This is a genomic window from Rhizobium sp. BR 249 (assembly GCF_047445895.1).
Lineage (GTDB): Bacteria > Pseudomonadota > Alphaproteobacteria > Rhizobiales > Rhizobiaceae > Rhizobium.
In genome coordinates this window covers 57,145-82,789 of record NZ_JARWKX010000005.1, presented here as the reverse complement: position 1 = coordinate 82,789, position 25,645 = coordinate 57,145, and the positions used below count along the sequence as shown (strand labels likewise).

At 60.9% G+C, this 25,645-nt stretch carries 22 protein-coding genes and 1 tRNA gene; 8 read left to right on the top strand and 15 right to left on the bottom strand.

Annotated features, from left to right (window positions below; all coding sequences use genetic code 11):
- Positions 1-7: 7 nt before the first annotated feature.
- Together QD408_RS06755 and QD408_RS06750 are read right to left on the bottom strand one after the other, a co-directional pair.
- A complete protein-coding gene (locus QD408_RS06755) occupies positions 8-1,000 on the bottom strand; it encodes a substrate-binding domain-containing protein (RefSeq protein WP_088684687.1) in 993 nt (330 codons plus the stop codon).
- 44 nt (positions 1,001-1,044) lie between these two features.
- Entirely contained in the window at positions 1,045-2,025 is a 981-nt protein-coding gene (locus QD408_RS06750) for an NAD-dependent epimerase/dehydratase family protein (protein WP_088684686.1), read from the bottom strand.
- 134 nt (positions 2,026-2,159) lie between these two features.
- Here QD408_RS06750 and QD408_RS06745 point away from each other — a divergent pair, with 134 nt between their 5' ends.
- From QD408_RS06745 to QD408_RS06735, 3 genes are all read left to right on the top strand, one after another.
- Complete coding sequence (locus QD408_RS06745) at positions 2,160-3,011, top strand: ATP-binding cassette domain-containing protein (RefSeq protein WP_414138762.1); 852 nt, start codon at positions 2,160-2,162, stop codon at positions 3,009-3,011.
- Between the two features lie 57 nt (positions 3,012-3,068).
- Positions 3,069-4,067, top strand: coding sequence for an ABC transporter permease (locus QD408_RS06740; protein ID WP_088684685.1), 999 nt, complete (start codon positions 3,069-3,071; stop codon positions 4,065-4,067).
- Between the two features lie 229 nt (positions 4,068-4,296).
- Positions 4,297-5,853, top strand: coding sequence for a winged helix-turn-helix domain-containing protein (locus tag QD408_RS06735; protein ID WP_414138761.1), 1,557 nt, complete (start codon positions 4,297-4,299; stop codon positions 5,851-5,853).
- Positions 5,854-6,462: 609 nt separating this feature from the next.
- Here the strand turns inward: QD408_RS06735 and QD408_RS06730 are convergent.
- From QD408_RS06730 to xylF, 9 genes are all read right to left on the bottom strand, one after another.
- Entirely contained in the window at positions 6,463-6,789 is a 327-nt protein-coding gene (locus QD408_RS06730) for a GYD domain-containing protein (protein ID WP_414138760.1), read from the bottom strand.
- 153 nt (positions 6,790-6,942) lie between these two features.
- Complete coding sequence (locus QD408_RS06725) at positions 6,943-8,349, bottom strand: DUF882 domain-containing protein (RefSeq protein ID WP_414138759.1); 1,407 nt, start codon at positions 8,347-8,349, stop codon at positions 6,943-6,945.
- Positions 8,350-8,475: 126 nt separating this feature from the next.
- Positions 8,476-8,718: a hypothetical protein gene (locus QD408_RS06720; RefSeq protein WP_414138852.1), complete on the bottom strand. Its 243-nt coding sequence runs from the start codon at positions 8,716-8,718 to the stop codon at positions 8,476-8,478.
- Between the two features lie 168 nt (positions 8,719-8,886).
- The gene (locus QD408_RS06715; protein ID WP_414138758.1) at positions 8,887-9,603 is read right to left on the bottom strand and encodes a hypothetical protein; all 717 of its coding nucleotides are present in this window, start codon (positions 9,601-9,603) and stop codon (positions 8,887-8,889) included.
- Positions 9,604-10,032: 429 nt separating this feature from the next.
- On the bottom strand, positions 10,033-11,088 hold the full coding sequence (locus tag QD408_RS06710) for a type I restriction endonuclease (protein WP_414138757.1): 1,056 nt from the start codon (positions 11,086-11,088) through the stop codon (positions 10,033-10,035).
- A gap of 397 nt (positions 11,089-11,485) precedes the next feature.
- Positions 11,486-11,562, bottom strand: a tRNA-Arg gene (locus QD408_RS06705).
- 528 nt (positions 11,563-12,090) lie between these two features.
- Positions 12,091-12,873, bottom strand: coding sequence for an ATP-binding cassette domain-containing protein (locus QD408_RS06700; protein WP_088672941.1), 783 nt, complete (start codon positions 12,871-12,873; stop codon positions 12,091-12,093).
- A 14-nt stretch (positions 12,874-12,887) separates the two neighbouring features.
- Positions 12,888-14,201, bottom strand: a complete 1,314-nt coding sequence (locus QD408_RS06695; protein WP_088684680.1) for a sugar ABC transporter permease — start codon at positions 14,199-14,201, stop codon at positions 12,888-12,890.
- Between the two features lie 262 nt (positions 14,202-14,463).
- Positions 14,464-15,504 carry a D-xylose ABC transporter substrate-binding protein gene (gene xylF, locus QD408_RS06690; RefSeq protein WP_088684679.1) on the bottom strand — a complete coding sequence of 347 codons (1,041 nt, stop codon included), beginning with the start codon at positions 15,502-15,504 and terminating at the stop codon, positions 14,464-14,466.
- Between the two features lie 227 nt (positions 15,505-15,731).
- On the opposite strand from xylF, the gene QD408_RS06685 reads away from it, so the two are divergent.
- Positions 15,732-16,952 (top strand): ROK family protein, encoded by a 1,221-nt coding sequence (locus QD408_RS06685; protein ID WP_414138756.1) that lies wholly within the window; start codon positions 15,732-15,734, stop codon positions 16,950-16,952.
- Positions 16,953-17,200: 248 nt separating this feature from the next.
- Here the strand turns inward: QD408_RS06685 and iolG are convergent, their stop codons facing one another.
- Positions 17,201-18,193, bottom strand: coding sequence for an inositol 2-dehydrogenase (iolG, locus tag QD408_RS06680; RefSeq protein WP_414138755.1), 993 nt, complete (start codon positions 18,191-18,193; stop codon positions 17,201-17,203).
- A gap of 156 nt (positions 18,194-18,349) precedes the next feature.
- Here iolG and QD408_RS06675 point away from each other — a divergent pair, with 156 nt between their 5' ends.
- A complete protein-coding gene (locus QD408_RS06675) occupies positions 18,350-18,616 on the top strand; it encodes a hypothetical protein (RefSeq protein WP_088684676.1) in 267 nt (88 codons plus the stop codon).
- A gap of 120 nt (positions 18,617-18,736) precedes the next feature.
- Here QD408_RS06675 and QD408_RS06670 read toward each other — a convergent pair whose 3' ends face one another.
- The 3 genes from QD408_RS06670 to QD408_RS06660 all read right to left on the bottom strand — a co-directional run bounded on the left by QD408_RS06670 (position 18,737) and on the right by QD408_RS06660 (position 21,463).
- Positions 18,737-19,618 carry a Hint domain-containing protein gene (locus QD408_RS06670; protein ID WP_088684675.1) on the bottom strand — a complete coding sequence of 294 codons (882 nt, stop codon included), beginning with the start codon at positions 19,616-19,618 and terminating at the stop codon, positions 18,737-18,739.
- 306 nt (positions 19,619-19,924) lie between these two features.
- Positions 19,925-20,386, bottom strand: a complete 462-nt coding sequence (locus tag QD408_RS06665) for a hypothetical protein (protein ID WP_088684674.1) — start codon at positions 20,384-20,386, stop codon at positions 19,925-19,927.
- 72 nt (positions 20,387-20,458) lie between these two features.
- Positions 20,459-21,463 carry a LysR family transcriptional regulator gene (locus QD408_RS06660; RefSeq protein ID WP_088684673.1) on the bottom strand — a complete coding sequence of 335 codons (1,005 nt, stop codon included), beginning with the start codon at positions 21,461-21,463 and terminating at the stop codon, positions 20,459-20,461.
- A 270-nt stretch (positions 21,464-21,733) separates the two neighbouring features.
- Here QD408_RS06660 and chvE point away from each other — a divergent pair, with 270 nt between their 5' ends.
- From chvE to mmsB, 3 genes are all read left to right on the top strand, one after another.
- Entirely contained in the window at positions 21,734-22,798 is a 1,065-nt protein-coding gene (gene chvE, locus QD408_RS06655; RefSeq protein WP_088684672.1) for a multiple monosaccharide ABC transporter substrate-binding protein, read from the top strand.
- A 96-nt stretch (positions 22,799-22,894) separates the two neighbouring features.
- Positions 22,895-24,433 carry a multiple monosaccharide ABC transporter ATP-binding protein gene (gene mmsA / locus QD408_RS06650; protein ID WP_088684671.1) on the top strand — a complete coding sequence of 513 codons (1,539 nt, stop codon included), beginning with the start codon at positions 22,895-22,897 and terminating at the stop codon, positions 24,431-24,433.
- Entirely contained in the window at positions 24,430-25,635 is a 1,206-nt protein-coding gene (gene mmsB / locus QD408_RS06645) for a multiple monosaccharide ABC transporter permease (RefSeq protein WP_088684670.1), read from the top strand. Before mmsA ends, mmsB begins: the two co-directional genes overlap by 4 nt.
- Positions 25,636-25,645 lie beyond the last annotated feature (10 nt).

The following is a 25,645-nucleotide window of genomic DNA, read 5'->3' as shown; positions in this document are numbered from 1 at the left end:
GGGCATCCTATTTCTGAATGCAGGTGTCGACGGTATCCTTGGTGCATTCGTCGAGCCCGGTGAAGACGGGGTCTTCGACCGGCTTGCCGGCGATCAGGTCCATCATGACCGAGGGAGCCTTGTAGCCCATTTCGAACGGCCGCTGGCCGACGAGCGCGGTAACGAGGCCCTCCTTGGCGATGGCCACTTCGTCGCCGATCGTATCGGCGGCGCCGATGACGAACTCGTTCTTGCCGATCTTGTCTGCCATCGGCTTGAACAGGTCGCGATAGGGCTGGGGTGCGCCGAACAGCGGCCAGCCGCCCATGATGCCGAAGGCGTCGAGATCGGGGTTGGCGGCGAGGATGTCGGTCATCGCCTGAACGCCCTTGGCGCCGTCGTCATTGGTGAAGACGGGGCAGCCGGCGACCTCAGTCCAGCCGCCTTCGCCCTTCAGCGCGGGGAGATCCTTCTGGCCGCTCAGCGTGTCACGCATGCCTTGCGCGCGGCGCAGAATGTTGTCTGCGCCGGGGTTGCCTTCGATGGTGCAGATCTTGCCGCCGTTCGGCTTGGCCTTCTTGATGTATTCGCCGATCTTCGCACCCATCAGGTAATTGTCCGTGCCGAGATAGGTCTTGCGCAGCGCCGCATCCTCCGCCGCAAGATCGGCATCGAGCGTCATGACCGGAACGCTCGGATTGGCCGTCTTCAGCGTCTGGGCGATCAGCTTGGCGTTAGACGGCGAGATGGCGATGGCGGCTGTATCCGCTTTGCCGAGCATATCCTGGACGATCTGCGCCTCGCCGGCTTCATCGGAGGTCGATGCCGGGCCGGTGTAGAAGCATTCATATTCGGCGGATGCGTTTTCCTTGTTCCACTTCTGGCAGCCCTGGTTGATCGCCTCGAAGAACGGGTTGTCGAGGCCCTTCACGACGATGACCAGCTGCTTCTTGGCGGCCATGGCCTCACCTGCCGTAATCGCCAGCACTGCAGCGGCTGTAAGCAATAATGCCTTCCTCATAGCTTCCTCCCTTGTGAAAGACGGGCGCCTTCGCCCGCCTGCAATCAACCGGGATACCAGACGATGCGAGGCTCCTCCCCTGAACGCCGGTATTCCCAGGCTGAATCGATGAGCTTTTCCAAATCGTAGACGGGGCGCCAGTCCAGCAGGTATTTCGCCTTGCTGTTGTCAATCCAGTTCGAGTGATACTGGCTTGGTATGTCGACGGAGCCGAGCCCGCGCGTGCGGGCGAGATAGGCGGCGACTTCGCCATAATCCACGGGGCGATCCATCGAGATGTTGAAGAGCTGCCCCTTGGCGCGCGGATTGTCGATCGCCTTGAGGATCGCCGAGACGAGATCGTCGACATGAACGAAATTGCGCTTCAGCGGGCGCCCGTCGGCGTCGCGCAGCAGCGGCACTGTGCCGTCACGCGCATAACGCTCGGCATCGGCCGGCGGGACGAGGGTTTTCCAGTCCGGTCCGCCGAAGACATCGTCGCCGAAGGAGAGCGTGAACTTGAAATCGTCCTTCTCCATGATCCAGGGCGCGCGCAGGCAGCAGGTGTCGATGCCGTATTGGATGGCGAACTGCTCGAGCATCACCTCTTCGAGCACCTTGGAGAGCGCGTAGCAGCCGGGATAGGCGCGGTGCGGCGTGGCTTCCGTGATTGGCCCGTCATGCCGATAGAAGAAATGGCCGATGCCGGCATCGCCGCCGATGAGGATGAACTGGCTGGCCGTCGGGCTCGTGCGGAAGGCTTCGAGCAGCCAGAAGAGGCCCTTGACGGTGACATCCATGACGTCATCGGGCGTTTCCTTGCAGGTGGCGAGATGCAGGACGTGGGTAACGCCTTCCATCGCGGCTGCGACGACGCCGCTGTCTGCGATCGAGCCTTTGATCACTTCGATGCGGTCGGTCTCATCGAGCACACGGTTATGGCAAAGCGCGCGAATGCGCGCTTTGGAAAACCCCGGCTCGTCAAGCAGCCCAGCCACGAAGCGCCGCCCGACCTTGCCCGTAGCCCCGGTGACAAGGATCAGCATGCTCTTTCTCCCAGTAACAGCTAATATCCACCCGTTTCCGGCGTCAATCCGTATTTTCCCGAGAAAGTAGATTTTCGCGTCGGCGGGCCGGTTGCGCGGACAATTGATTGACGGTTCTTCAAGCTTTTGCGTAAATGAGCACAATCGCTTTTCCGGGAGGAGATCGGCAAAGCGGGATCGCAGGCGTCTGGCGGCCAGCGGGCCGCGACGGCAAGCCTGCGGATTCCTGGGAGGGTGGTCGGCTGGTTGCGGTTCTCGAACTCACCAATATCTCGAAACACTTCGGCGCCATCCAGGCCGTGAACGACGTGTCGTTTTCGCTCGAAGCCGGCCAGGTCGTCGGCCTGATGGGCGATAACGGCGCAGGAAAAAGCACGCTGGTCAAGATGATCGCCGGCAACTTCCGGCCGAGCGAAGGCACGATGCGCCTCGACGGCAAGGAAATCGTCATGCACCGCCCGGTCGAGGCGCGCCAGCACGGCATAGAAATCGTCCATCAGGATCTGGCGCTCTGCAACAATCTGACGGCGGCGGCGAACGTCTTCCTCGGGCGGGAGCTGCGCCGCGGCATCGGCCCTCTGAAGGTGCTCGATTACAAGACGATGTATCGCCGCGCCGGCGAGATCTTCAAGGAGCTGAAATCGGAAACGCGCCCACGCGATCTCGTCAAGCAGATGTCGGGCGGCCAGCGGCAGGCGGTGGCGATCGCCCGCACCATGCTCTCGGAAGCGAAGATCGTGCTGATGGATGAGCCGACGGCCGCGATTTCCGTCCGCCAGGTGGCGGAGGTGCTCAACCTGATCCGCGAGCTGCGCGACCGGGGCATCGCGGTCGTCTTGATCAGCCACCGCATGCCCGACGTGTTCACCGTCGCCGACCGGGTCATCGTCATGCGCCGGGGCAGGAAAGTTGCCGACAAATCGATCGCGGCGAGTTCGCCGGAGGAAGTCACGGGTCTCATAACAGGCGCCATCGAACAGGTTTGATCGGCGCCGCTGTTTCTATCAGGAGAATGCCCCTAGCGGGAGAAACGAAGGTCGACGATGGCAACTACCCTTGAGCAGACGATTGCACAGAGAGAGCGAAGCCGGCTTTCGGAATTTGTCGGCAGCCAGACTTTCTGGGTGCTGATCGCCGTCGTGCTTGCCTGCATCTTCCTCTCCTTCGCCACCGATTCCTTTGCGACGGCGAAGAACCTCTACAACATCACCCGCAACGTCACCTTCGTCGCGATCATCGCGCTCGGCATGACGCTCGTCATCATCACCGGCGGCATCGACCTCTCGGTGGGATCGGTGCTCTGCCTCTGCAGCATGGTGCTGGCGGTGACCATGAATGCCGGCTACAGCATCGAAATCGGCATTGCGGCGGCGATCGGCACCGCACTCGTGGTCGGCGCCTTCAACGGCGTGATGATCGCCTATCTCGATTTCCCGCCCTTCGTGGTGACGCTCGGCATGCTGTCGATTGCGCGAAGCCTCGCCATGGTCGCATCGAACAACACCGTCGTCTTCCAGTTCGGTCCCGACCACGACCAGCTGCTGGCGCTCGGCGGCGGCGCCTGGTTCCTCGGCATCGCCAATCCGGTTCTCTACATGATCATCCTGGCGCTCCTGACCGGCTTCGTGCTGCGCTGGACGCGCTTCGGCCGCTATATCTTTGCCATCGGCGGCAATGAACACGCCGCGACGCTGACCGGCGTGCCCGTGCGCACCATCAAGGTCGTCGTCTACATGATCTCGGCGCTGTCTGCCGGCATTGCCGGCATCGTGCAGACCGGCTGGCTCGGCGCCGTCACCACCAATATCGGCGCCGGCATGGAGCTCCAGGTCATCGCCGCCGCCGTCATCGGCGGCGCCAACCTCGCCGGCGGCGTCGGCACCGCCTTCGGGGCGCTGGTGGGAGCGGCGCTGATCGAGGTGATCCGCAACAGCCTCGGCCTGCTCGGCATCAACGCTTTCTGGCAGGGGACATTTATCGGCGGGGCGATCGTGCTGGCGGTGCTGTTCGATCGCATACGGAATTTTAGGCAGAGCGAGTAGGCGACGGCTCGCCGAAAGCGGTCGCGGCGCCCGATCGTTTCGGTCAAACGACGTATATTGTCTTGCGCAGACTGGCCTTATAAGCAGTTCATATTTTGGGGGCAGGGCCATTCGATCGCGCAATGTGCGGCGATCGCCCGTTTGGGTTTGGACTGAGATGATTTCATTTGCGGATGCCGGAAAGGCGGACAATCTCCGTTTTGGAGATCTGGTCATTGATGAAGCCTGCATGTTCGCCCATCGCAATGGACAGACGATCCAGTTCACCAGAAACGAACGCGCTTTGCTGCTGGCTTTCACCGGCAATCCGCGCCGTCTCATGAGCCGCAACCGTCTGCTGGATGAGATCGCCCAGCCGGGATCGGATGCGTCCGACCGCAATATCGATTTTCTGGTCAACAGATTGCGGTTGAAGCTCGGCGACAACGCCAAGTCCCCCATCTACATCGCGACCCAATATGGCGAGGGCTATGTCTGGATCGCCACCCCGTCCCGACCCGGCCCGATCGATGCCTTCCTGATCATCGCCCCCAGCTTCGAGCTGCAGAAACATCCGCTGCGCCAGCAAGGCCTGTCGCTGATGGACAGGCTGCGGGACAGGATCGCGCCGGCGATCGGCGCCGGCCGCAAGGTCGTCGTTACGGAGAGAAACATTCTCGCCGCCTATGACAAGGCGCGCTATCTCTTGCAGGTGAGCTTTCATGCCGATGCCGGTTTGCATGGAGATAGCGGCCGTCTCAATTGTGCGGCCACGCTGCGGGAAATGCCCTCGAAGCGCATCGTTAAAGCTTTTCGCCTGCATCTCGATGCCGGGGACGATATGTCCTTCATCAACGAGGCGGCGCGCCTCTCCGAAGGCCTTGCCGCAGCCTTGCAGCAGGCCCTGAAAGATGCTTCCGACGGGCTCGGCGTACCCAGCGATGAAACGCCTGAGGTACGGCTCAAAAGCGCCTCACGCCTGCTGTCCACCTCGAATCCGAAATGGCTGGCCAGCGGCGAGCGGCTTGCCAGCAGCCGCGAGCAGGATCCCTTCGATGCCGACGCCGCGATCCAGTGGTGCATGCACCTCTTCGCGCGCCTTGTCCTGACCAATCCGTTCGGGGATCGCATCAGCCTGGAAGAGCGCGATCGCATCGAAAGCGAGATCGAAGACACCGTGCTGGAGTGCCTGCCCGAAATCGATGACAAGCCGCTGTTGATGCTGGGGGCCGCCAAGCTTCTTTATTTCATCAATCGCGGCCATCTCGAACTTGCCGCGGAACTTGCCGAACGTGCCCTGACCCGCACGCAGGATTCCACCCCGGGCCTGCCCATTCTCGGGCAGCTCAGCTATGCACGCGGACGTTTCGACGAAGCGGTCGCCTTCTTCGATCAGGGCATCAGAACGGCCGAGGCGGGCACGGAGTTCCATCGCCATCTCAGGGTCTTGAAGTGCATCGCCATGCTGGCTGCGGGCCATAGCCCCTCTTCGGCGGCCGAGGCCACCGACATATCAAACCTCGGATCGGACTGCCCGCCGCAGATCGCTCTCATGATCGGTTGGATGGCGGCTCAGCCGGATCGGAAACTGCTGGAAGCCTCGGAACGGGTGCTTGCCGGCCTCGGGCCTGATCACGCTGCCGCGGCGATCGAATATCTCTACTTTACCTCCGCGCGCCACGTTACCTCGCAAGAGGGGCGCGCAAACGTCATGCGCAACATGATCGCGCATGTCTCGCGCCTGTACGGCAGACGGGTCATTCCTGATTTCGTCCTGCGCAGCATCGGTTCCGCCGCCGGCGCCTGACCGTTATCTCTCCTTTCAGCCTTTCCCGCGCCGACCGGCGCGCTCGCACCCATGCCGGTTTTTGCGGCCTCAAATATTGAACAAACAATCCTCTGATAGCAGCGACCGCCGTTGCCCCTGACGGTCACGTCCCTCCTGAAGACGAGGACCAAGGGCAACGGCTGATTGAATGATCAACAGCGCGGCGCGTTCAGCCAGACGCCGCGCGCAATCTTTATTGAGGGGGCCATACTCACATGCCAATTCCAGTCAGTCGTATTCGACACGGTGCCGTTCTCTGCGCGGTGCTCCTGACAGCAGGAAGCCTCCTGCAGGGGTGCGAGCAAATGTATCGGGATATTGAGCTGAGAAAGCAGGACGAAAAATTCATGAAAGACATGATGAACCAGGCATTTGGGCAGAGTGAATCAAATGGGAGTTCGATGAAGACCTCCACACCGGCGCCCACATCGAAGCCGACGCCCGCACCTGCACCCACACCCGCAACGCCGGTTGACCCGAACGCCATACCGCTCTGAAACCGGTGTCGTTGAACAGCGCGAGGCAGCGGTTCTTTGAACGGCTCGCCTTGCGCGATAAGTGACTGAACAGCCGGAATTGTACGGCGGCCTACGCTCCCGGCGGGCGATACCGGATCGACTTCGCCTTTTCCAAGGCCTGGATCGTCTCCTCGACGTCGAGCAGGACGGTGGTCTCGAAAGAGCTGAGCGCGCCGCCTGCGCCGATGGCAAGGGCGACGGCCGCCATCGATACGTTGTCGGGCGCCTCCCACAGGTTCCACCCGTCATGCTCGCCGAAGGCGTACCAGAACCCATGGAGTTTGCCGCCGACGGATTCGATGTAGCTGCGCGCCGCCTCCCGGCGATCCTCGGGGCTTTCGATCATGCGCGCCCAGGTCTCGGGCGTGTAACTGAAGCGTGTGAGATACATGGCCATGGTCTGCTTCCTCCGCCAGACCAATCCAGTAAACGCTGAAGCCGGGAGGAAGGCCAGTCATTCAATGTGCGTATCAGGCTCATTTGCCTCAGGTCGCCAGCGGCTGTTCCACCACGGTTTCCGGCGCTCCTGACCACACGTTGATGATCGAGGTCAGCCCTCCGGGGGCGATGCAAACCGGCTGGCATCGAACGGGCCTGCGGCGGCGACCGGAACGTCCTCACCTGAGGTCGCGACACGAGCCTCACGATGAACCGTGCGGGGGGAAACGCGCGGCGCGCTCAACTCCATCGTCGCGCCGGGAGAATGCAGCGCCCATTTCATCAGCGCCGCGTCGGACGTCGATTCAAGGAAATCGGCTTCCTCCCAGGAAGCGGTCATGGGCAGGGAGGCGATCATATCGGCGCCCTGCCTGGATGCCTCCCGTTCAACGATGAGGGGATGGAAGCGGGCGTGGGCTGGCAATGCAGGCGGCCGTCTCTCCGGAAGTGCTGAAATCGGGTCGATCGAGGCCGTCTGCAGTTTGTCATCCGTGCCCGCGTCGCTGCCAAGGGCAGGCGGGCGCATCGCCGGTATCGGAATCGGCAAGGATGACAGTTCGGGAGCGGAGGGTTTCTCATCCCGCTCGGCCGCGCCGGTCTGCAGCGCCAGCGCATTCAATGCCCGGCTTTTCGGCGTCGGCAGAAGCGCTGTCACGAGCTTGCTGTCTGCGGTGCCGGCGCTCGGCGTGGCCGGCGCTCCCGCGTCTTCGTCTTCTCCGGCAGTGCTGGCGATCTGGATCGAGGTGGAGCTGACGCGCTTCTTGTGGCTGGCAACCGCCTGATTGTATCCCGGCAGCGGCCGGCCATCGGCCGGAAGATGCATCGTCTGCCCATTCGGGAATATGCGCGCGAGCTCCTGCCTGCTCATGCGGGGCCAGGCCCGGACATTGCCGACGTCGAGATGCACGAAGGGCGATCCCGAGGTCGGATAATATCCGACACCGCCGACCTGCATCTGCATGGCCGTTGCCCGCAGCGTCGCAAGCTTCACGCCGGGGACGTAAAAATCCATCGCCTTGCCCAGCATGTGCTGGCTCTTCTTGGCGACGCCGGTGCTGCGCGAGCGGTTGCGGAGCATGTTGTTGGTGGCAGGGGAACGATAGGCGGAGACGACGTGGATGTAATCCCTGCCGCCGCTCTTCTTATACACTTCCCAGACCAGGTCGAGCAGCCGTGGATCCATCCGGGTCGGCTCGTTCCTTCGCCAGTCGCGCAGAAACCGATTGATCTGGGCAAGACCTTTTGGATCGAACTTTCCATTGCGCTTGTAGGTAATCGTGGCCTTCTCGCCCGTATGGGTAAAGAACAGCTTGAGGGCGCGATCTTCGGCTGAGGCGAGGGAGGCAGAGCCGACGAGGGCCGGGAGTGCAATCAGAGCCGGGAGAATGGCCTGCGCTGCAAAACGTTTTGTGCGCGAGAGGAGCGTGGCAACTCGGCCCGACAAACTTTGCACTGGATACTTCAACACGAACACACCCGTCCTACACGAAACGTTTGGCGACGGGCGGGTACGCCGCATCCATCAGGTTTAGTAAAGCCAGCTTATGGTCAATAAATTGCTAACGAGGGGATGTGGAAGCGGGCCAAGCGTCCGGTTTCAAGATAACCTGCCAGATCGAACCGTAACGGTGATTGATGGCGGCGGTTACATTGGAAGTGCGCGCAATCTCGTGCCCTTGTTGATGGGCACCTCATGCATTGAGGGTGGTGCAAGCAAACGAGTGATCTGCAGGATCTCAGGCCATCGCCAGACGAGCACGGAAGCTACCTGGTTCATAGGCGTTTTCTGATAGGCGGGCGCCAATATGAAACCATGCAGCCCAGCCGATCTTAGCGCCGCACGTTCCGCCGGGTTCTTGAGGACACGGCCATCGCCTGAAACGAACATCCATTCGTCGTTAGAGCGGCGCAAGAAATCGATCCACATCCTTCGAGTGGCGGCCATTTGGGAGGCCAGATACATCGCGAATGTGAATCGCGTTATGGCCGTCGTGATGAATGAACCCGTGCAGGGTGCTGGCTAAAATCGGAGACGTGCAATTGTCGAAGAAGACGTTCACGCCGCTAGCCGCTGCTCCATCATGGCTTCGAATTCCACCGCATGCCGAACGGAAGCCTCGCTCACGTCGTAGGCTTTCGCTGCACCACGGATGCCGCCTTCTTGTTCCGCAGCTGCTGCGAGCACAGCGGTTGGCACACTGGAGGCGGCGTCGATCGGCTGGCCGAACGAGCGCGTGGGATCTACGATGACGTTGAGCCGCCGTCCGCCGGGCCACCAGATAAGCGGATTTCCATCGGAGCCGAAGTCGACGGTTTTCAGGATCGGATCAAGAATGCCATTGAATACGAATTGGCGCCGGAAGAGGTTCAGCAGATGCTCACGCTGCTCACCATCCTCGTCCTTCTGAATGATGTGAAGGAAGATTTCCCGGCCATCTGTGCGAAAGCGATTTGTCGATAGCGGTCGGGCCTCGCCAATTACCTCTTTGGCTGTGTCGATCGCCGCCCGCACCTTGATTGCCGACACGCCGGCCGCGATGAAAGCATCGGCAACACGAGCCTCCATGAGATCGCGAAAACCAAGGAAAACGCGCTCGTCTCCGAGCGAGATTTCCGGCGTCCATAGAGGCGGATAGAACTTGTTTCCAATGCGGTGGCCGCGCAGCCACCGTGAGAGCTTGCCGGGCGAGATGCGCAACAGCCTGCCAGCTTCCGCTGGGGTGTAGAGGCCGACACCGATCAAGTTCTCTGTTTCCATGGCGCTATAGTCCATTCAGTTGATTCCCTGTCAACGCCTTCAGAGAAGATGTTCGTCTAATTTGGTTGTAGGGGTCGCGTTTCATCAGGGCCGCAACTTTCGTTACTGGGACGAACGGGCTGAGGGAAGAGCAGCCTACAGACACAGAAAGACCTCGATGCCCGGATAAGTTAGGTCGTGTTTGTGAGCGACATAAATAAATGCAGACGCGCAGGCTGAAAATTTCATCGCTTGAATCCCGCACTCTCTGATAGGCCGGTGCCGTTATAGAGGGCAACAATTACGTCGCCCCGCGCTGGCTCTGCATGATCCAGCTGTCGTTCTCACTACCGATCAACTAGGATTCCCAACTTTCGCTCATGCCCGAAATGGCTTAGCAACTACAACGGCGCCATCGAGCTTTCAGATCCTAATAGGAGGACGCGTTGATACTCTCCTTTGTCGTCATTGCTCGGAATACTTCTTCGCGGTTACGCGCAACCGATCGCTGAACTCGTAAATCTGATCTAGGCTATCGACAATCAGTCGCTCTTCATTGTCACCGTCGAATAGCCCGATATACTTGACCGAGCGATTAAACCATAAACGGGCGAGCGGCTTTCGATTGTTATTGTCGATGAGTATGCCGCAGTACGTTTTCTGGTCACGCATCACCACGCGCTTTGGGCTGATCGTATCTCGAACAATGGCTTTGACGATCATATAGCCTTCACGTTCCTCTTCTGTGGTGACGACCTCAGGTTCGTCTTCAACAGGAGTATCTATTTTTTCAATCACTTCTTCGGTATCGGCAAGCGCGCTGGAAAGGCGACTCTTCACGGTATCCATGATGACTTCACGGAATGCCGTTCTCACCACTCCGCTGAGCATCTCCTTCACCTGCGCAGTCATTCGTCCTTCGTAGACGCCGCCGGATGCGATTCGCACGAATTCCTCGGTGGGCTCTTCGATGAGTTTGGCTATCACCTGCTTGACGCCGGAGGTATACTTGAGGCGTTCGGCCGTCGCGAGGATGGCGGCCACGTCGAAGGCAGACTTCTCGAATTTGCGGAGTTCCGTGACGATGCCGGCGTTAAAATCCGTCACGTCGAAAATGAAAAATGGCCTCGTATCGAGTTTGTTAGGCGCCTCCAGATCGGTGTAGAAGTTGAATGTCCGTCCGTTGGTAAGGATAGCGAATTTCGCGTTGGTAACGCTGAAATAGCGGTAGAGCTGATCCAAATGTTTCTTATCGAGCGCCACCGATATCGGCTTGCATTCGATTAGGATGCGAATTTCGTTGTCGATCTTGATGGCGTAATCGACCTTTTCACCCTTCTTTCCGACGGCGTCAGCAGTAAATTCGGGCACAACTTCTGTTGGGTCGAAGACGTCATATCCAAGGGCTCGCAAGAATGGTAACACAACAGCAGTCTTGACTGCCTCCTCGGTTGCCATTGTGCTCGAATGCGACTTTATGCGCTCCGATATGGCGCGCAGGCTTTCTTCAATTGTGTTCATGAGTCCCTCACCCGTTATTCGAGCAGATTTGCCGAAGCGTAGGCATTCGTCAATCGTCGGTCAGAATGAAATCTCCGATTCATTAATTTATAGATGATGCACCCCAGCCCATCAGGTTTACCGCGTTACGTGCGCGTGCCGGCAGCCGTACGCGGAGAAGTGGCCTTCGATCCTGTTTGGAATGAATTTGGTTGGCGTTTCAGGAGGGCAGGGTGATGCGGAGCGAAGCCGAAAAGAGTGGCGGTGCCGGCGTTATCTCATGACGCTTCGCGAAAGTTTTGAGCAATAGGATCGTTGTTTTCGTACCCGGTGAATACTGACGCACGGGTGTTAGACAGATCGAGGTATTTTGTCGCTGTTGTTGAGCGTGCTCAAGGCCTTCTCGACCTATGAAATATGGCGCACCCGACAGGATTCGAACCTGTGACCTTTGGAATCGGAATCCAACACTCTATCCAGCTGAGCTACGGGTGCATGCCGAGGGCGGTTTGAATCGCCTGTCCGATGGGTGGTTCTTAGCCTAGCTTGCGGCTGGCTTCAATCGGGAAATTCTCAGAAATACGGGTGCTTGCGGTTTGGCGGGGATTTTTGTCCGTCAGGCCGGCGGCCGAGGGCTTGGCGCGTCGTTCGGTTTGCGGGTTGGAGCGTGTTTGCGCTCCGGCTTTGGCTTGATGCGGCTGCGAAAGCAGATCCTGTATACAAAACAGAAGAGCCGATTTTCGGTCGCTTAAAAACCTCTCTTCCACTGGAGATGAGAGAAATCAGTCAGTTATCTCTGACAAGGAGGTTTTTAAGAAGGGTCAACATTTTAAAAAATGGATGGGAGGGGCAAAGGGCTTCGTCGGTTTGCGCATTTTTGAAAATGTTGGGCCTCCTTAAAAACGTCCTTCCAAACCTCCTTGCCGGGCGAAATCATCGGGTGGAGAGCCCACAGGCACAAAAAACTCCGCCGGCCTTGCGGGCGGCGGAGTGGGGTTTTCGTAGGCGATGACCTTGCTGCGGTCAGATCTGCATGGCGCCGGGGCCGGGGATGGCTTTGGGCGGCACCTTGCCGAGGATGATCATGCCGAGCACCTCGTCCTTGGTCACGTCCTCGGTGCGGGCGTGGCCGACGACCTGGCCGTTCTTCATCACCGAGACGCGGTCGGCGAGGTCGAAGACGTCGTGGATGTCGTGGCTGATGAGGAAGATGCCGATGCCTTCCTTCTTCAGCTGCTTGATCAGCTCGCCGACCTGCGCCGTCTCCTGGGGGCCGAGTGCCGCCGTCGGCTCGTCCATGATCAGGATGCGGGCGTTGAAGAGGATCGCGCGGGCGATCGCCACCGATTGCCGCTGTCCGCCCGAGAGCGCCTTCACCGGCTCCTTGAAGCGCTTGAAGTTGGGGTTGAGCCGCCCCATCACTTCGCGGGCCGAGGCTTCCATCGCGACGTCGTCGAGCGTGCCCCAGCGGGTCTTCAGCTCGCGGCCGAGATAGAGGTTGGCGGCGGCGTCGACATTATCGGCGACGGCGAGGGTCTGGTAGATCGTCTCGATGCCGTATTTCTTGGCATCGCGCGGATTGCGAATGTCGGCCGGCTCGCCATTGATCAGGATATCGCCCGAGTCGCGCTTGTAGGCGCCGGAGAGGATCTTGATCAGCGTCGACTTGCCGGCGCCGTTATGGCCGAGAAGGGCGACGACTTCGCCGGGGTAGAGATCGACCGAGGCATTGTCCACGGCATGGATGCCGCCGAAGGAGATCGAGATGTTTTTCAGTTCCACGAGGGGAGTGCGTTGATCAGCCATGTCTAGGGCTCCTCTCACTTGGCACGGGAGCGGTATACGGTGTCGAGCCAGACCGCGACGACGAGGACGGTGCCGACGACGACGCTCTGCAGCGGCGTATCGACATGGGCGAGAACCATGCCCGACTGCAGCGACTGCATGACGAGCGCGCCGAGCATGGCGCCGGCGATGGTGCCGGTGCCGCCTGCGAGCGACGTTCCGCCGATGACGGCGGCGGCGATGGTGTAGAGCTCGTCGAGCGTGCCCTGCGCATTGGTGGCGGCGTTGAGGCGGGCGGTGGAGATCGCCGCCGCGACGGCTGCCAGAATGCCCATCAGCGCGAAGATGCGCACCGTGACCCAGCGGGTCTTGATGCCGGCGAGTTCGGCCGCCTCAGGGTTGCCGCCGATCGCGAAGACGTAGCGGCCGAAGCGCAGGCGGGTGGCGATGAAGGTCATGATGATGCCGACGATGATGGCGATCAGCACCGGCACGGCGATGCCGTAGGGAATGTCCAGGCCGGTTTCGGGCCAGGGGATATTGTTGGTCTCGGCATATTTCTTGGCGATGTTGATCGGCCAGTAATAGCTGTTGGCGATCCAGACGGCGCCGAGGATCAGCACGCAGCTGAGTGTCGCGAGGAAATATTCGGCCCACATTGGCCGGCGCGGGAAGCCGAAGCGGCGGCGCTGGCGGCGCGAGCCGACGATGCTGGCGACGACGAAGAGGCAGGCGGCGATGCCGACGACCCAGCTCCAGGTGGCGCCGATCGAGCCCTCTGCGCCTCCGCCCATGATGCGGAAGGTCTGGTCCATGGGCGCCACCGTCTGGCCGCTGGTGACGAGCCAGGTGGCGCCGCGCCAGACGAGCAGGCCGCCGAGGGTGACGATGAAGGAGGGAACGTTCAGGAAGGCGATGATGATGCCCTGGAAGGCGCCGATCAGGCAGCCGGCGATGATGCCGACCAGCAGCGTGATCGCCCAGGTGAAGGGGCTGTCGAAGCCGAGATATTGCGGCAGGATCTGCGCCTGGGTGACGCCCATGATCATGCCGCAGAGGCCGAGCACGGAGCCGACCGACAGGTCGATGTTGCGGGTGACGATGATCAGCACCATGCCCGTCGTCATGATCGCGATGTCAGTCGTCTGGACCGAGAGGTTCCAGAGATTGCGCGGGGTCAGGAACAGGCCGCCGGTGATGATGTGGAAACCGATCCAGATGATGATGAGCGCGCCGATCATGCCGAGCAGACGCGTATCGATCTCCGTTGCGCGGAAGAAGCGGGCCACCGGATTGGCTTCCGCCGTTCGCGGTCCGCTCGAAGTCGTTGATTTTACCATTTCGGCCATGGGTTTGCCGTTCCCCAATTTTGTTTGGACGGGTGCGCCGGCGTGCCAGAGGCCGCCATCGGCGTCATTCGTCTGTCTTCAACTGACCATCGCGATGCTTCCGGAAGCCGGCCGCATCGCTTTGCGGCATCGGTCCGGCAGGGAATGAAAGGCCGCGATGGTGCGGCGAGGCGGCGAAAACCTGGTCGTCGGAGTTCTCGTCCGCACCCGGCGCCGCAGCGGTGTTTCGCTGCGGCGCCGGTCATTTCAGTTCAGTCCTGGTTTACTTGCAGGCAGCGACCGTGTCGGCCTTGACGCCCTGGCAAGCTTCAGCCTTGGAGATCCAGCCGGCGTCGATGACGACGTTCAGGTTGTCCTTGGTGATCGCCAGCGGCTTCAGGAAGACCGAGTTCATTTCGACGCCCTTCGGGCCGCCCTTGAAGGTCTGGGCGCCGTCGATCTTGCTCATGTCCTTGCCGCCGGCGAGGTCGAGAGCGATTTCAGCGGCGCGCTTGCCGAGTTCGCGGCTGTCCTTCCAGACGGAAACCGTCTGCGTGCCGAGAGCGATGCGGTTCAGAGCCGCCTTGTCGCCGTCCTGGCCGGAAACCGGAACGGAGCCGGCGAGGCCCTGGGCGTCGAGCGCTGCGATCGCGCCGCCGGCCGTGCCGTCGTTGGAGGCGACGACGGCGTCAACCTTGTTGTTGTTGGCGGTCAGGAACTGCTCCATGTTGCGCTGAGCATTCTCCGGCAGCCAGCCGTCGGTATAGGCTTCGCCCACATTCTTGATCTTGCCGGCGTCGATGGCGGCCTTCAGCACTTCCTGCTGGCCCGAGAACAGGAAGTCCGCGTTCGGGTCGGAGGACGAGCCCTTGATGAAGACGTAGTTGCCTTCCGGCTTGACCTTGAAGACGCCCTCGGCCTGCAGGCGGCCGACTTCCTTGTTGTCGAAGGTGATGTAGAAGGCGGCCGGGTTTTCGATCAGGCGGTCGTAGCCGACGACTGGGATGCCTTCGGCAGCGGCCTTTTCGATGGCCGGGCCGATCGCGTCGGAATCCTGGGCGAGGATGATCAGCGCGTTGGCGCCCTGCGAGATCAGCGATTCGACGTCGGTGAGCTGCTTTGCGGCCGAGGACTGCGCGTCAGCGGAAATATATTTGGCGCCCTTGGCTTCGAGAGCCTTCTTGATGGCGGCTTCGTCGGTCTTCCAACGCTCTTCCTGGAAATTCGACCAGGAAACGCCGACGACGAGATCGGCAGCCATGGCGGCAGTATGCACGGAAACGAGGATGGCAGCGCCGGCCATCAGTTTCAAAATAGACTTCATAATGTCCTCCCGAGTGAGTTGCGACCGGCCCAGCCCATGCTTCCTCCGGCCACCGCGATAAGCCTGTCGAGAAGGTTCGGATTTTTTTCTCGACAGTCGAGAAATTTGATGTCAGAGATTTTTTCAACTGTCAACTCTGCACTACCGGCTTAATTCGCTTGCGCCGAGGCGGCCGGAGATGCAGTGGAAATCACGGGTAGGGCTAGCAGGAGGAGAGGGCGGCATTCATGCTGACCAAGTCGAGCACGGAGCTGGTCCGGCAGAGAAACAGCGTGCTCGTGCTGTCCGTGCTGCGCCGCCACGGCGCGCTCGCCCATACCGAGATCTCCGACCATACCGGCCTTTCCTCGGCCACCATCTCGGCGATCACGGCCGACCTGGAAAAGGCCCAGATCATCGAAAAATCCGAGCAGCAGGCGGCGAGCGGCCGCGGGCGTCCGCGCGTGCTTCTGCGCCAGCGGCGCGACTGCGGCTATCTCATCGTCGTCATCATCTCCTCCGATGCCGTGCAATATTCACTGGTCGATTATGCCGGCAAGCTGATCGACCGCTTCAGCGAGGAGCGCTCGCATGATCCTTCGGGGGCTGCCCGTTTCGTGGCAGGGGTGCGCGCCGGGCTTTCGCGGATTCTCGACCGTTCCCGGATCGGCCAGGAAAAAGTGCTGCTGATTTCGATCAGCAGCAAGGGGCTGGTCGATTCGGCCGAGCCGGTGCTCCTCTGGTCGCCGATCTTCGGCAGCGACCGGATCGATTTCGAATCGGCGCTCAGGCCGGACTGGCAGGCCAAGGTGATCCTCGACAACGAGACGCTGCTGGTTGCCGCAGCGCTGGGGGCGCGCGAGGAGATTGCCAAGGGCGCCGATTTCCGTTCGCTCGCGGCGCTCTCGCTCGGCCACAGCATCGGCCTCGGCATCGTTCGGCGCGGCGGGCCGACCGGCCAGGTCTCGGCGCCGAATTTCGGCCACATGCTGCACATGGCCAATGGCGGGCTCTGCCGCTGCGGCACACGCGGCTGCATCGAAGCCTATGCCGGTTTCTACGCCATCCTGCGCAGCGCCTTCGAAGTGCCGCTCGATACGATCCCGGCGAAATTCGTGCCGGTGGCGGAGCTCGACAAGATCGCCGTGAAAGCCCGCCAGGGCCACCGCACCTCCGCCTTCGCCTTCCGCCAGGCGGGCCTTGCGCTCGGCAACGGCCTGTCGCGCATGCTGAGCCTGACGGAACGCATGCCGATCGCCATCACCGGCCCGGGCACGCGGTATTACGACCTGCTGCGCCAGGGCATCGAAGAGGGGCTGGGGCAGTCGCATATCGTGCGCATGGAGGGCATGCCGGAGATCCGCGTGGTCGCCGAGGAGCAGATCCTGGTTTTCGAGGGGCATCTGAACCGGGCGCTGTCGGTGATCGACCAGGATATCGTGGTCTCGGGGATTCAGGGCGGGGAGTAGGGCCAAAACCCCTCCCCAACCCCTCCCCACAAGGGGGAGGGACTAACGCGTGGCAACCAACTGCACCTAGCATCGAGCCTTCTGCGGATGAAACCTTGGAATGGAAGGCAACGGGCACGGCAGGTTGGCCCCTCCCCCTTGTGGGGAGGGGTTGGGGAGGGGTCTTCAATACATTTTGTCATCAAACGCGAAATGGCCGGGCGTTTGCCCGGCCATCTCATGCATGGCTTCCGGTCGGGAGAGGACCGTCAGCCGATCTTGATGAGCCTGCCTTCCTTGACGGACTGGACGGCGGCGTCGGCGAGGGCCAGCGCTGCGAGGCCGTCGGCGCCGGAGGGCGAGATCTTCGTGCCCTTTTCGATCGCGGCGATGAAGGCGGCGATCTCGTTGGCATAGGCTTCGGTGTAGCGGGTCATGAAGAAATCATGCAGCGGCGGGCGGGTGTAGCCGTCGCCGTTGGCGACTTCGATCGAGACCGGGCGCTGGTTTTCGGCGGCCGCCATGCCCTTTGCGCCATGCACTTCGATGCGCTGGTCGTAGCCATAGGTGGCGCGGCGGGAATTGGAGATGACGGCCTGCTTGCCGGATTTGGTCTGCAGGATGACCGAGACGCTGTCGTAATCGCCGGCTTCGCCGATCGCCTTGTCGACCAGCACGGCGGCGGTCGCCAGCACCGAGACCGGCTCTTCGCCGAGCAGGAAGCGGGCCATGTCGAAATCATGGATCGTCATGTCGCGGAAGATGCCGCCCGAGCGCTTGATGTAATCGACCGGCGGGGCGCCGGGATCGCGCGAGGTGATCGTCACCATTTCGACATCGCCGATCTTGCCGTCGTCGATGACCTTGCGCACCGCCATGAAATGCGGATCGAAGCGGCGGTTGAAGCCGACCATCAGCTTGGCGCCGGTTTCTTCCACCACCTTGATGCAGGCCTTGACGCGGGCGACGTCGAGATCGATCGGCTTTTCGCAGAAGATCGCCTTGCCGGCGCGGGCGAAGCGCTCGATCAGGTCGGCATGGGTATCCGTCGGCGTGCAGATGACGACGGCGTCGATATCTTTGGCGGCTTCGATCGCCTCGATGGTGCGCACTTCGCAGCCATAGGCGGAAGCGATGGCTTCGGCCGCCTGCGGAAAGGCGTCCGCGACGGCGACGAGCGTCGCATTGGCGTCGCCGCTGACAGCCTTCGCATGAACCTTGCCGATGCGGCCGGCGCCGAGAAGACCAAATCTTACAGTCATTGCAACCTCCGTTGAATTCGGAACAAATAAACCGAATTGTCAAAAATCTGGAATTTTCATTCCATCATCTGTGTGCCGCGTCAAGCCCGCGGCTCTTTCACATTTGCAAGATTCGAACTAAAGGACTGTGCGACATATGCGACCCGCGGGGCACGAATGCAACTGATCGATCCGAACCATCCGGCATATCGCCGCCTCTGGGTGCGCATAGCCATCGTTGCGGTCTGCTTCGCCTGGGCCACGGTCGAATTCGTCACCGGCGATCCCTTCTGGGGCGTGATCTCCGGCGGGGCCGGCGCCTATGCCCTCTATGTCCTGTTCTGGACCTTCGATCCGAAGCCGCCGGAGACGGCGGCAATCGTCCCGCCCGATGATACGGACGGGGACGAGCCTGAAGCAGATGAAGGGAAGAAGGCCGAATGATCGAAGCGTGGCGCGATCTTTCCGATCGCGCCACGCTTGACGTCCTTGTTCGATATGATCGCAAAACCGACGTGCGGTTTCGCGCTCGGTCAGCCCGATCCCGGGCTTATTCCCGTCCTGTCAGAGTGACAGTTCCCTGGCATTCGCGTCGATCTTTTCGCAGGCATCCCCGAATGGATCGGGCATCGGCACCAGCGGCGAAACGCCGAGCAGGAGCAGCGCTTTCAAATGGGACCAGCCGCCGCCCAGCAACGGCGCAAAGGAGGTCATCACGATGCGCTCCTTGCCATAGAGACGCTGGTACTCCGCGAAATTGCAGAAGTTCTCGTGATTGCCGTTCTTCAGATGGAAGGACTCGGCCGCAGCGCCTTCGGCAAGGATCGCTTCGTGCGTATCGAGCATGACGGCATAATAGTCGATCGATACGTCGGCGGCGGGTGTGGCCGGTGCGATCGTCGTGCCGTTCACGAGATCCTTCACCTGGATCAGAATGCCGTTCAGGTACAGTGCATGGCCGGGCGAGAGATAGAGATCCGAATGGGGTGCGTGCCCGTCGAGTGCATGGCGGGAAACGCGGATCGGCACGACGTCCTTCTGCCAGCGCGCGCCGCTCTTCTTGAAGCTTTGGCGGCCGACCCACTTGACCGGACGGGTGCTGCCGTCAGGAAGGGTAATGCGATCGCCGATGCTGAGGTTCTCGACAGGCTTCTCACCGCAATCCGTGAGGATCGCCGTTCCCCGCAGGAAGCAATTCGGGCCGCTGCTGCTGCCGCTCCCGCCGCCACTGGAGCCACCGCCTCCGCCTGAGCCACCGCCTGAGCCTCCGTGTCCACCGGAGCCGCCCCGTCCCCAAAGCCGCCCCAGGGCGTTGGCCGGAGAGGTGGAAATTGTTGTGACCAAGGCCGCCACACCGGCAAGACGAGCACCGGTGGCTGCGGCTACTCCTAGAAAATGTCTGCGCGCTGTGTTGCGTGGCAGCTTCGGATCTTCCGTAGATGACATGTCGGCGATCTCCTGAAAACATTTAAACCGCCCCATGCTACACCGGGTTGTATCGGGCTCAATTTCGCTAATCAGCGCTACGGCCTACCGAAAAGGGCGTAGGCATGGTCTATCCGGGTCCCGAAATACGCTGTCACCGGCATCAAAAAAGCGGAAGATTTATCTGCTACCCATACGCGAAAGAATCAAAATGGGTACGATGGGCGCCGATTGAATCGCAGAAGAACAGGCCATATAGCGATTCGCGAATCGAGCCGGAAACGGCGGCTCTGCCAAAGCTTGGGAATGTTTGCCGGCCTTCGCGCGTCAGCTCTGCGGCAGGCGGCGCATCGCCTCGTCGATCAGCAGATTGGCGATCATCATGCGCCGGTTGGCATTGTCGCGGAAAGGCTCTGCGACGCCGTCAGGATGATTGGCCTTGGCAAAGGCGCGCCGCTTCTCGTTCAGCGTCTGCTGGGTATCGGCGGCGGCGATCGCCAGCTCCGCGGCAATCTCTTCCGGAGCGATGCGGGCGAGATGGTCCGGCATGACGGGTTCCGGCTCCGGCGGCGGCGCCTCCTCGGCGGCAGGGCCGGCACCCAGATTGTCGAAATAGGCCTGGCCGACGCGCTGCGAGGCGGCCGAGACACCTTCCATGACATCGAAGGCGAGGCCGGTGGCAAAGCCGGATATGCGGTGGGCCGGCGGCGCCTCGGCGTCTTCGGCCGGTTCTTCCTCCGCCTTCAGCCGCTCGAGCACTGATTGAAACACCGATTGTCCGAACAGCATGCGCCTTCCTCTCGAAGCGATTAGAGCCCGGCAGGATGGCGCAGGGCTTGCGGGGTCAAATCGATGGAGCCTTTAGCCCGCCTGCTTCCGGCTCTCCTCGAGGATGATGTCGTAGAGCAGCCTCGCGCTCGGCGGCAGCGCGCGCTCCCTTGCGGTGATCAGGCTGTAGGGCTTGACGTTAATGTCGAAATCGATCGGCAGCATGCGCACATCGGAGGCATGCGAACCCTGGCTCGCCAGGAAATGGGCGACGTCGACGGCGACGGGAGCGATCGCATCGGTTCCGCAGACGATGGCGCAGGTGAGCAGCAGCGACGAGGTGTTGACGATGTTTTCGGGCAGCGCCACCCCGCGCGACAGGAAAATGTCCTCGATCGTGCGGCGCAGCAGCGTGCCGGGCGGCTGGAAGACCCAATCGTAGTCCCTGATGTCGGCAAGGCTGCTCAGCTTCTGCTTCAGGAGCGGATGGCGCTTGCGCACGATCAGGCAGGCCCGTTCGATGCCGATCTCGGTCACCTCGAAGAGGCGCGGGTTGAGATCGTCGGGAATGCGGCTGATGATGAAATCGTGGCGGGCGGCGAGCAGTTCGCGGGCCAGCACGTTGCTGGTCTCCACCTGGATGTTGATCTCGATGCCGGGATAGGCCTTGCGCACCTTGTTGATCGCCGGCACCACGAGGCTCATGGCCGGCGCCGTGACCGCGCCGATGAAGACCGCGCCGCCCTTGCCGCTCTTCAATTCGCCGATCTCGCGGCTCGCTTCGCGCAGCTCCAGAAGGATCTTGCGCGCGCGTCTGGCAAGGGCCGCACCGAAGGTCGTCAGCACCACGCCGCGGGCCACGCGCTCATAGAGCTGGGTCTTGGTGATCGATTCCATTTCGGACAGCATGCGCGACGCGGCGGGCTGCGAAATGTTCAGCACTTCCGCAGCTGCGGAAATCTGTCCGCTATCTTCGATTGCGACGATCATGCGCAGGTGATTCAGCTTAAGCCCTGCACGTAAAAGGCTGTCATCGCCGAAGTTATCGCTGTGGATATCGACGTGGTCCATCGAAAGTGGCTCCGAGACAATCGTCATGGTTGCAGCCTCCCCACTGCGCTCCATCAAAAGTAATACTTTTTAACGATATACCAAAATTGTTATGCACTTTACCAGTTATTCTATTTGACAGTTATAGGAATCCATACCAGTTTGCCGCCGTGTGCTGGTTGGCACTCAACACGTGTGAGATCGTGGAGGAGACCTACTTCGTTTCTCACAATCTGAAGTAACTATCCAATACGGAACCTGCCACAGTTTCGGGGCGGACGATTTTTTGTCCGCCAATCTTTAACAAGGGAGAGAGAAATGAAATCCATTATCTCATTGATGGCTGCGGCTGCCTTCGGCGTCGCTTCGTTCGTTATGCCGGCTATGGCGCAGGACAAGGGGCTCGTGGGCATCGCGATGCCGACGAAGTCTTCCGCTCGCTGGATCGACGACGGCAACAACATCGTCAAGCAGCTCGAAGCCGCCGGCTACAAGACCGACCTGCAGTATGCTGACGACGATATTCCGAACCAGCTTTCGCAGATCGAAAACATGGTCACGAAGGGCGCCAAGGTTCTCGTCATCGCTTCGATCGACGGTACGACGCTTTCCGACGTTCTCCAGAAGGCTCACGACGCCGGCATCAAGGTCATCGCTTACGACCGCCTGATCCGCGATTCGGGCAACGTCGACTACTACGCCACCTTCGACAACTTCCAGGTCGGCGTTCTCCAGGCTGGTTCCATCGTTGACGCCCTCGGCCTCAAGGATGGCAAGGGCCCGTTCAACATCGAACTCTTCGGCGGTTCGCCGGACGACAACAACGCCTTCTTCTTCTACGATGGCGCAATGTCCGTCCTGCAGCCCTACATCGACTCGGGTAAGCTCGTCGTGAAGTCCGGCCAGACCGGCATGGACAAGGTCGGCACGCTGCGTTGGGATGCTGCTACGGCCCAGGCCCGCATGGACAACCTGCTCTCGGCCAACTACACCGACGCCAAGGTCAATGCCGTCCTGTCTCCCTATGACGGCCTCTCGATCGGCATCATCTCCTCGCTGAAGGGCGTCGGCTACGGTTCGGCTGACCAGCCGCTTCCGGTCGTTTCCGGCCAGGACGCTGAAATCCCGTCGGTCAAGTCGATCATCGCAGGCGAGCAGCACTCGACGGTCTTCAAGGACACCCGCGAACTCGCCAAGGTCACCGTTGCCATGGTCGATGCCGTGATGTCCGGCAAGGAGCCCGAGGTCAACGACACGAAGACCTACGACAACGGCGTCAAGGTCGTTCCGTCCTATCTGCTGAAGCCGGTTGCCGTCGACAAGACCAACTACAAGCAGATCCTCGTCGACAGCGGTTACTACACCGAAGACAAGCTGAAGTAAGTTAAGCTGGAGGCCGGAGCCCGCGCTTGCGGGTTCCGGCCTTCGATTTTATGATCGCCAGGCCGCTCGGCGGCTCAAGGCGCTGGAACTTTGACTATGGACAACACCATCCTAGAAATGCGGAGCATCACCAAGACGTTCCCGGGCGTCAAGGCGCTGGAGAACGTGAACCTCAAGGTTCGCAAGGGTGAAATTCACGCATTGGTAGGCGAAAACGGGGCCGGTAAATCGACCCTGATGAAAGTGCTATCAGGCGTCTATCCCACGGGAAGCTATGAAGGCGACATCGTCTATGAAGGCGAGACGCGCCACTTCAGGGTCCTGAAGGACTCCGAAGAAATCGGCATCGTCATCATCCACCAGGAACTGGCGCTCGTGCCGCTGCTGTCGATCGGCGAAAACATCTTCCTCGGCAACGAGAACGCCAAGAGCGGCATCATCAGCTGGGAAGAGACGTATAACCGCACGAAGCAGCTCCTCCAGAAGGTGGGCCTGCGCGAATCCCCGAACACGCTGGTGACCGATATCGGCGTCGGCAAGCAGCAGCTCGTCGAAATCGCCAAGGCGCTGTCGAAGAGCGTGAAGCTGCTCATCCTCGACGAGCCCACAGCCTCTCTCAACGAGAAGGATTCCGATGCGCTGCTCAATCTGCTGATCGAGTTCCGCAATCAGGGTATCACCTCGATCATCATTTCCCATAAGCTGAACGAGATCCGCAAGGTCGCCGACCAGATCACGGTCCTGCGCGACGGCATGACCGTCAAGACGCTCGACTGTCACGCCGACGAGATCAGCGAAGACATCATCATCAAGAACATGGTGGGCCGCGACCTCGCCGACCGTTATCCGCCGCGCTCCGTGCCGATCGGCGAGACGATCTTCGAAGTGAAGAACTGGAACGCCTATCACCAGCATCACCGCGACCGCCAGGTGCTGCACGACATCAACGTCAACGTCCGCAAGGGCGAGGTCGTCGGCATCGCCGGCCTGATGGGTGCCGGCCGCACCGAATTCGCCATGAGCGTCTTCGGCAAGTCCTACGGGCACAAGATCAGCGGCGAAGTCTTCGTCGACGGCAAGCCGGTCGACGTCAGCACCGTGCGCAGGGCGATCGATGCGGGTCTTGCCTATGTCACCGAGGACCGCAAACAGCTCGGCCTCGTGCTCAACGACACGATCCTGCACAATACGACGCTCGCCAATCTCGAAGGCATTTCGAACAACAGCATCATCGACGACATCAAGGAGATGAAGGTCGCGACCGATTACCGGTCGAAGCTGCGCATTCGCTCGCACGGCATCTTCCAGGAAACGGTCAATCTTTCCGGCGGCAACCAGCAAAAGGTGGTTCTGTCGAAGTGGCTGTTCTCCGATCCCGAGATTTTGATCCTCGACGAGCCTACCCGAGGCATCGACGTTGGCGCAAAGTACGAAATCTATACTATCATCAACCAGCTTGCCGCCGATGGAAAGGGCGTTCTGATGATCTCATCGGAAATGCCCGAACTGCTTGGCACTTGTGACCGCATCTACGTGATGAACGAAGGACGCATCGTCGCCGAACTGCCGAAGGGAGAAGCAAGCCAGGAAACCATCATGCGCGCTATCATGCGCTCAGGGGAGAAGAGACAATGACTCCGGTCAACCCGACAACCGAGGAAAGCAACGTCGTTTCCGTTGCCGATTACATCCGCGGCAACATTCGCGAATACGGCATGCTCATCGCGCTCGTCGCGATCATGGTATTCTTCCAGTTCTACACCGGCGGTATTCTCTTCAAGCCGGTCAACCTGACGAACCTCGTTCTGCAGAATTCGTTCATCGTCATCATGGCGCTCGGCATGCTGCTCGTCATCGTGGCGGGGCATATCGACCTTTCGGTCGGTTCGATCGTCGCCTTCGTCGGCGCGCTCGCGGCCATCTTCACCGTCTCATGGGGCATGAATTTCTGGCTCGCCGGATTGATTTGTCTCATCGTCGGCGGCTTTATCGGCGCGGCGCAGGGCTATTTCATCGCCTATCACCGCATCCCGTCCTTCATCGTGACACTCGCCGGCATGCTCGTCTTCCGCGGCCTGACGCTGACGGTGCTGAACGGCAAGAACATCGGCCCGTTCCCGAAGGAATTCCAGGTCATTAGCACCGGCTTCCTGCCGGGCGACATGATCGACCTGTTCGGCACGCCCGTCCAGTCGACGTCGCTGATCCTGACGGTCATCCTGCCGGTCATCCTCTTCTACCTCGCCTGGCGCCGCCGCAAGGTGAATGAGAGCCACGGCATCGACGTCGAGCCGATGGGCTTCTTCGTCGTCCAGAATCTGATCGTTTCGGTCGCCATTCTGGCGCTCGGCTACCTCCTGTCCAGCTACAGGGGCCTGCCGAACGTTCTCGTCGTCATGCTGGTGCTGATCGCGATCTACGCCTTCGTCACCAAACGCACGACGATCGGCCGCCGCATCTATGCCATGGGCGGCAACGAAAAGGCGACGAAGCTTTCGGGCATCAACACGCAGCGCCTCAGCTTCTACACCTTCGTCAACATGGGCGTGCTTGCAGGCCTTGCCGGCATGATCGTCGCGCTCCGCCTGAACTCGGCAACGCCGAAGGCCGGCGTCGGCTTCGAGCTCGACGTGATCGCGGCCTGCTTCATCGGCGGCGCCTCGGCATCCGGCGGCGTCGGCAAGATCACCGGCGCGGTCATCGGCGCATTCATCATGGGCGTCATGAACAACGGCATGTCGATCGTCGGCCTCGGCATCGACTTCCAGCAGATGGTCAAGGGTGCGGTGCTTCTCGCTGCCGTGTTCTTCGACGTCTACAACAAGAACAAGGGCTGAGCGCCTCAAG